The organism is Streptomyces sp. AC550_RSS872 (assembly GCF_019049285.1).
GTDB lineage: Bacteria > Actinomycetota > Actinomycetes > Streptomycetales > Streptomycetaceae > Streptomyces.
Genome location: NZ_JAGMUL010000078.1, coordinates 23829 through 30416 on the forward strand (window position 1 = coordinate 23829; position 6588 = coordinate 30416).

The 6588-nt window shown below is 70.5% G+C and carries 4 protein-coding genes and 1 pseudogene; 4 read left to right on the forward strand and 1 reads right to left on the reverse strand.

The window, feature by feature from the left end; translation table 11 throughout:
• Positions 1–26: 26 nt before the first annotated feature.
• Positions 27–653 carry a TetR/AcrR family transcriptional regulator gene (locus KUM44_RS27495; RefSeq protein ID WP_217212096.1) on the reverse strand — a complete coding sequence of 209 codons (627 nt, stop codon included), beginning with the start codon at positions 651–653 and terminating at the stop codon, positions 27–29.
• Positions 654–1089: 436 nt separating this feature from the next.
• Here KUM44_RS27495 and KUM44_RS27500 point away from each other — a divergent pair, with 436 nt between their 5' ends.
• The 4 genes and pseudogenes from KUM44_RS27500 to KUM44_RS27515 all read left to right on the forward strand — a co-directional run.
• Positions 1090–2013 carry an ABC transporter permease gene (locus KUM44_RS27500; RefSeq protein WP_217212098.1) on the forward strand — a complete coding sequence of 308 codons (924 nt, stop codon included), beginning with the start codon at positions 1090–1092 and terminating at the stop codon, positions 2011–2013.
• Positions 2006–2884: an ABC transporter ATP-binding protein gene (locus tag KUM44_RS27505; protein ID WP_217212101.1), complete on the forward strand. Its 879-nt coding sequence runs from the start codon at positions 2006–2008 to the stop codon at positions 2882–2884. Before KUM44_RS27500 ends, KUM44_RS27505 begins: the two co-directional genes overlap by 8 nt.
• Positions 2885–2994: 110 nt before the next feature.
• Entirely contained in the window at positions 2995–5247 is a 2253-nt protein-coding gene (locus KUM44_RS27510) for a CDP-glycerol:glycerophosphate glycerophosphotransferase (RefSeq protein ID WP_217212102.1), read from the forward strand.
• Positions 5244–6194, forward strand: a pseudogene (locus tag KUM44_RS27515) (glycosyltransferase family 2 protein); the annotation flags it as partial. The gene KUM44_RS27510 and the pseudogene KUM44_RS27515, both read left to right, overlap by 4 nt.
• Positions 6195–6588: the final 394 nt, after the last annotated feature.

Genomic DNA, 6588 nt, shown 5'->3' on the forward strand with positions numbered 1-6588 from the left:
GCCGGCCGGCGTCGGCCGCAGCCTGCTCACAGCGCCTTGAGTGCCTGCGTGGTGGACCGGGCCAGGGCGTCCAGATACCCCTTGGGCAGCTTCGGGCTGCGGGCCACCACCATCCGCCAGTACAGCGGGCCCGAGATCAGGTCGAGGGCCAGTTCGTCGTCGAGGCCCGCACGCACCTCGCCGCGCTGCTCCGCCCCGACCAGGATCTTGCTGGCGACTCCCTCCTGGCCCTGTTCCAACGCCTTGTGCAGCGCCTCGGCGATCTCCGGGTTGCGGGCCGCCTCCGCCTGGAGGTCGGGGATGATCTGCGAGACGACGGGGTGCCGCAGGGCACGCGAGGTCACCTCGTACAGCATCCGCAGGTCGCCCTCCAGGGAGCCCGTGTTCGGCGTCGGCAGCCCCATGACCGCGACCGCCGACACCACGTCGAGCACCAGGTGCAGCTTGGAACGCCAACGCCGGTACACCGCGGTCTTGCCGACACCCGCGCGGCGCGCGATGCCCTCTATCGACATCCGCGCATAGCCGACGGCCGCCAACTCCTCGAAGACAGCCGCCCGGATGGCCTCCGTCACGTCCTCGCGGAGTACGGCCGCCCCGGCGGGGGTCCGGCGGCGCGGGCTCGTCCGGGGCTGGCCGGCGTTCGTCGTCATGCGGACAGCATAGGGCGTAGCGACGATACGGTCCCGTCCCCACGAACGGGCTCTCGCGCGGGCGTCGCGACGGTACGGCAGCGTCCCCCACGTATCGGGGCCTCGCCGCCGTCACGCGCGACGGGACGAGACGGTCTCGTCCTGACGCATCCGTAGCGACGAACCGACGAACCAGTTACGCCCCGCCGACCGGGACATTGCGGCGAGGCATCGCCCACGCGGCCCCACCGTTACCTCGCACACGTCACGACGAAACGGTTGCGTTCCGACGCCGCCGAGGCCTACGCTCACGTTGCGACGATACGGTCCCGTCCCGACGTAAGAAAACGTGAAGAGCCACGTAAGAGAACGGAACGTCGCAGCACCCTCCCCGGACCCCAGCCCTGCCCCTCCCACCCCCACTCCACCTCCCAACCCCCGAACGAAAGCAGCGGATGTGAGCCAGGCCCTCCACACACCGCCCACCACGGCCCCGGCCCCACCCCCCGAAACCGACCTCGCGGCCCTCGCCGCCCGGCACGGACTCGCGGTCAGTGGCGCCCGCCCCTCCCTGCCCGGGTACGTTCGCGAGCTGTGGGCGCGCCGCCATTTCATCGGGGCGTTCTCCACGGCGAAGCTCACGGCCCAGTACAGCCAGGCGAAGCTCGGTCAGGTCTGGCAGGTGCTGACGCCGTTGCTGAACGCGGCGGTGTACTACTTCATCTTCGGCAAGCTGATGGGCACCAGCCGCGGCGTGCCGGACTACATCCCGTTCCTGGTGACGGGCGTGTTCGTCTGGACGTTCACACAGAGCTCGATCATGGCGGGCACGCGCGCGATCTCCGGGAACCTCGGTCTGGTACGTGCCCTGCACTTCCCACGGGCCGCGCTGCCGATCTCGTTCGCGTTGCAGCAGCTCCAGCAGCTGCTGTTCTCGATGGCGGCCCTGGTCGTGATCCTGCTCTGCTTCGGCATGCCGATCACCGCCTCCTGGGCACTGACGATCCCGGCGCTGGTATTGCAGTCCACCTTCAACGCCGGCGTCGCGATGATCATGGCCCGGATGGGTGCGAAGACGCCGGACATCGCGCAGTTGATGCCGTTCGTGCTGCGTACGTGGATGTACGCGTCGGGCGTGATGTTCAGCATCAGCCACATGATGGCCAAGCACACGGACACGCCGTCCTGGGTGACGTCGGCGCTCCAGGCCAACCCTGCCGCCGTCTACATCGACCTGATGCGCTTCGCGCTCATCGACAGCTTCCACGGCGACCAGCTTCCGCCGCACGTGTGGGCCATCGCGACGGGCTGGGCGCTGCTCGCCGGAGTCGGCGGCTTCATCTACTTCTGGAAGGCTGAGGAGACGTACGGCCGTGGCTGACAACGCAAAGCTCGCACAGGAGCCCATCCCCACCGTCATCGCCGACGGCGTCGACATCGTCTACCGCGTCAACGGCACCGGCGCCGGCCGCGGCTCCGCCACCGCCGCCCTCAACCGCATCCTGCGGCGCGGGCAGGCCGAGAAGGCGGCCGGTGTGCGCAAGGTGCACGCCGTCAAGAAGGTGTCGTTCGTGGCGTACAAGGGCGAGGCCATCGGCCTCATCGGCACCAACGGCTCCGGCAAGTCCACCCTGCTCAAGGCGGTCGCGGGCCTGCTCCCGGTCGAGAACGGCCGTATCTACACCGACGGCCAGCCCTCCCTTCTCGGCGTGAACGCGGCCCTGATGAACGACCTCACCGGCGAGCGCAACGTCCACCTCGGCGGCCTCGCCATGGGCATGTCCCGCGAGCAGATCAAGGAGCGCTACGAGGAGATCGTCGACTTCTCCGGCATCAACGAGAAGGGCGACTTCATCACCCTCCCCATGCGCACGTACTCCTCCGGCATGGCGGCCCGCCTGCGTTTCTCCATCGCCGCGGCCAAGGACCACGACGTGCTGCTCATCGACGAAGCCCTGGCGACGGGCGACCGTTCGTTCCAGAAGCGCTCCGAGGCCCGGATCCGCGAACTGCGCAAGCACGCGGGCACGGTGTTCCTGGTCAGCCACAACAACAAGTCGATCCGCGACACCTGCGACCGCGTCCTGTGGCTGGAGCGCGGCGAGCTGCGGATGGACGGGCCGACGAGCGAGGTACTGAAGGAGTACGAGGCCTTCACCGGCGACAAGAGCGACAAGCCGGCGGCCCAGCCGAGCCCGAAGCCCCAACCGACGCCCCAGTCGAAGCCGGCGCCCGCCCCTCTTCCCTCGTAGGGCGCAATCGCGGGTCACCTTTAATCCCATTAGTTCAACTATCTCCTAGTTCGGGTTGGCGGCCGGACAGGGTGCGCCCGGCGCGATGAAGAAGGTGAAGGAGTCCCGCGATGCCCGAGCTCAGCGTCGTCGTCCACGGACCGAACACCCAGGACCGGCTGACCGGACTCCTCGCCTCGCTGGCCGCCCACCCCCACCCCGACGTCGAGGTGATCGTGGCCGCGGTCGGCCCCTGGGCCCAGGAGACGGCCCGGGCCCACGTCCCCGAGATGCTGGTGCTGCCCCTGCCGGACGGGACGGACGACGCCACGGCCCGGTCGGCGGGGGCGGCCCGGGCCACCGGCCGCTGGCTGCACTTCGTGCACGCGAAGGACGGACTGCCCGTCGGCGGCCCGCGCCTGGTCGCGGAGCGTGCCGCGGAACTGCCGGACGAGGTGGACGTCCTCCTCTTCGATCACGTCTGCTCCACCTGGGAGACCTCCGGACTCCCCTCCACGGACGGCCCCCGGCTGGACCGCGCGGGCCGCGCCGCGCACCGCGTCGGCGACCTCGACCGCAGCGCCCTGCGCATCACGCCCCTGCTGGGCAACCGCGCGCTGCGCACGGCCTTCTGGCAGGCGCACGAACCCCGGCTCGCCACCCCGGACGAGCCGTACGCCGCCTACGCCACGCTCCTCCTCGCCGACCACATCGCCGCCCTGAACCAAGTGGCGTACGAACACCACGAACTGCGCCCCGAGAGCCTGCCGCCGGTCCCGCCCGAGAACCACTACGCCCTGGTCGACCGCTACGAACAGCTCCTGACCCTCGCCCTGGCAGTAAGCCCCGCCCAGAACAGCACCGACTTGTCCCGGGCCGCCCCCGAGACCGCCCCTCGCTCTCCCTGCCACGCCGTCCTCTACGACGTCATGGTCCGCGACTGTCTGCGTACCTTCGCCCGCACGCCCATGCCGGACCCGGTGGCCAGGGAGTTCTTCCGCCGCACCGCCGACGCCGCCGTCCGCCTGCGCCCGCCCGGGTACCGCCGCCCCGCCGGCCCCGAGGGCATCCGCCGAGCCCTTCTCGAAGAGAACGCGTACACCAGGTACCGCGCCTTCCAGGCCGCCAACCGCGCCCGCCGCGCCGCGAAGTCGGCCGTACGAACCCATAGGCGCGAGGTGGCCGCCGCCCTCGGCGACCGCCACTACCGCACGGCCCTGTCACGCCCGGTCGACCCCAACCTGGCCGTCTTCGCGGCGTACTGGAACCGCGGAGTCGCGTGCAGCCCGGCGGCCATCGCCGCCAAGCTCACCGAACTCGCCCCCCAGATCCACCCGGTGTGGGTGGTGGCCCCCGAGAACGCCGCCCTGCTGCCGCCCCACACCGACCACGTGCTCCCCGGCACCCGCCGCTACCGCGAGGTGCTGGCCACGGCCAAGTACCTGGTCAACAACGTCAACTTCCCCGACGCGATCGTGAAACGACCGGACGCCGTCCACCTCCAGACCCACCACGGCACCCCGCTCAAACGCATGGGCGTCGACCAGATGGAGTTCCCGGCCGCGGCCAAGGGGCTGGACTTCGAGGCGTTGCTCGCCCGTGTCGACAAGTGGGACTACAGCGTCTCCGCGAACAGCCACTCCACCCGGATGTGGGAGCGCGCGTATCCCTCCCGCTTCGTCTCCCTCGACCACGGCTATCCGCGCAACGACGTCTACTACACGGCCACCGCGGCCGACATCCGGACGATCCGCGACCGCCTGGGCATCCCCCCGGCCCACCGCGCGATCCTCTACGCCCCCACCCACCGCGACTACGAGGCCGGCTGGACTCCCCGCCTCGACCTCGCCACCTTCGCCGACCAGCTCGGCAAGGACACGGTCCTGCTGGTCCGCGGCCACTACTTCTACGACGGCACACCGTCCCCGCTGACCGCCCTGCGCCGCACCGGCCGGGTCGTCGACGTCTCCGCCTACGACCCCGTCGAGGACCTGGCCCTGGCCGCGGACGCGCTGGTCACGGACTACTCGTCCATCATGTTCGACTACGCCAACCTCGACCGCCCGATCGTGGTCCACGCCGACGACTGGGAGACGTACCGCTCCACGCGCGGCGTCTACTTCGACCTGCCGGCCGAGCCGCCCGGCCAGGTCGCCCGCACCCAGTGCGAACTCACCGAGATCCTCACCAGCACGGCCTGGCGCGACGAGGGTGCGACGAAGACGCGGGCCGCCTTCCGCCGCCGTTTCTGCGAGTACGACGACGGCCGCGCCGCCGAACGGGTCGTACGGCGGGTGTTCCTGGGCGAGAGCGAGGACGCCCTGCCCCCGGTCACCCCGTTGGAGGAACGCACACCGGCGCCGACCCCGGAGGAGGCCGCATGACCAGGGATGTCCCCCGTGCCCGGACCCCGACCCCGGCTCCGACCCCGACCCCGACCCCTGCTCCGGCTCCGGCTCCGGCTCCGGACGTCACCGTGACGGTCATCGTCTTCAACGACGCCGCCCGCCTCCCCCGAGCCGTGGAGTCGGTACGCCGCCAGACCCACGCCAACATCGAGATCATCATCAGCGACGACCACTCCACGGACGAAACCCCGCAAGTCGCCCGGCACCTGGCGGCCCAGGACCCCCGCATCCGTCACCTCCGTCTGCCGCGGAACAGCGGCGGATGCAGCGCCCCGCGCAACCGCGCCCTGGAGATCGCCCGGGCGCCGTACGCGATGTTCCTGGACAGCGACGACGAACTGACGGACAACACGGTCGAGTTGCCGCTGTCGGCCCACCACGAGCGGGAGATCGACTTCGCGATGGGGCGGTCGTGCGGGTCCGGGAGGACAGCGGCCGCCGTACTACATGGATGCCGCATCCGGTCGCCGAGCAAGATGTACGCCCGCGCCTTCCTGGACCGCTACGACCTGCGGTTTCCCGAGGGCATCCACTACGAGGACCAGCTGTTCTCGACGCAGGCGTACTGTCTGGCCAAGGAGTTCACGATCATCCCGGAGCCGGTGTACCGCTGGCACATCGCACCGTACGCAGCCACGGAAGCGGCCTCGATCTCCAACCAGCGCCACAAACTGGACAACGTCCGCGACCGCGTCCACGTCCACGTCCACGTCCAGCGCCTCGTCGACGGCTTCCCCACCGAGAGCGGACACGCCGGGCTGCGTGAGGACAAGGACTACAAGTTCCTCAAGCACGACTTCCGGATGTACGCCGGAGACCTCCCCTACCGCGACGAGGAGTGGCTGTCCTCCTTCGCCGACCTCACCAACCCCTACCTGGAGACCCTCTCCCCCGCTGCCTACGCCCGCCTGCCCCGCACCAAGTAACCATCGAACCGGAGGGCCGAGGCCCCGGCCGCCTCCAGATCCGCTGGCAACCGGTAGGCATCACGGCCAGGCCTGGTAAGCCCGGCGGTACGCCGCCTGGCCCGCCCGAGGGTAAGACGGGCAGCCCGCTTGCTGAGAAGCGCGCTGCGCCAGACCTTTTCAGCCTTTCTTCCAGCCCGTCCGGCGATTGAGGACGAGGCCCTTCGGGCCGGGGCGGAGAAAGGCCCTTCACCGCACCACCTCGTACAGCACCTCCCCACCCGGCCCCCGAGCCACCACCCGCAACCCACCCCGAACTCCAGCCTCAGCCCCCCGATCCACCACCCACCGCACCCCGTAGGCCCGCACAATCCCCCGCCGCACCCCCTCAGCCGTCCCCACAGCGAAGTAC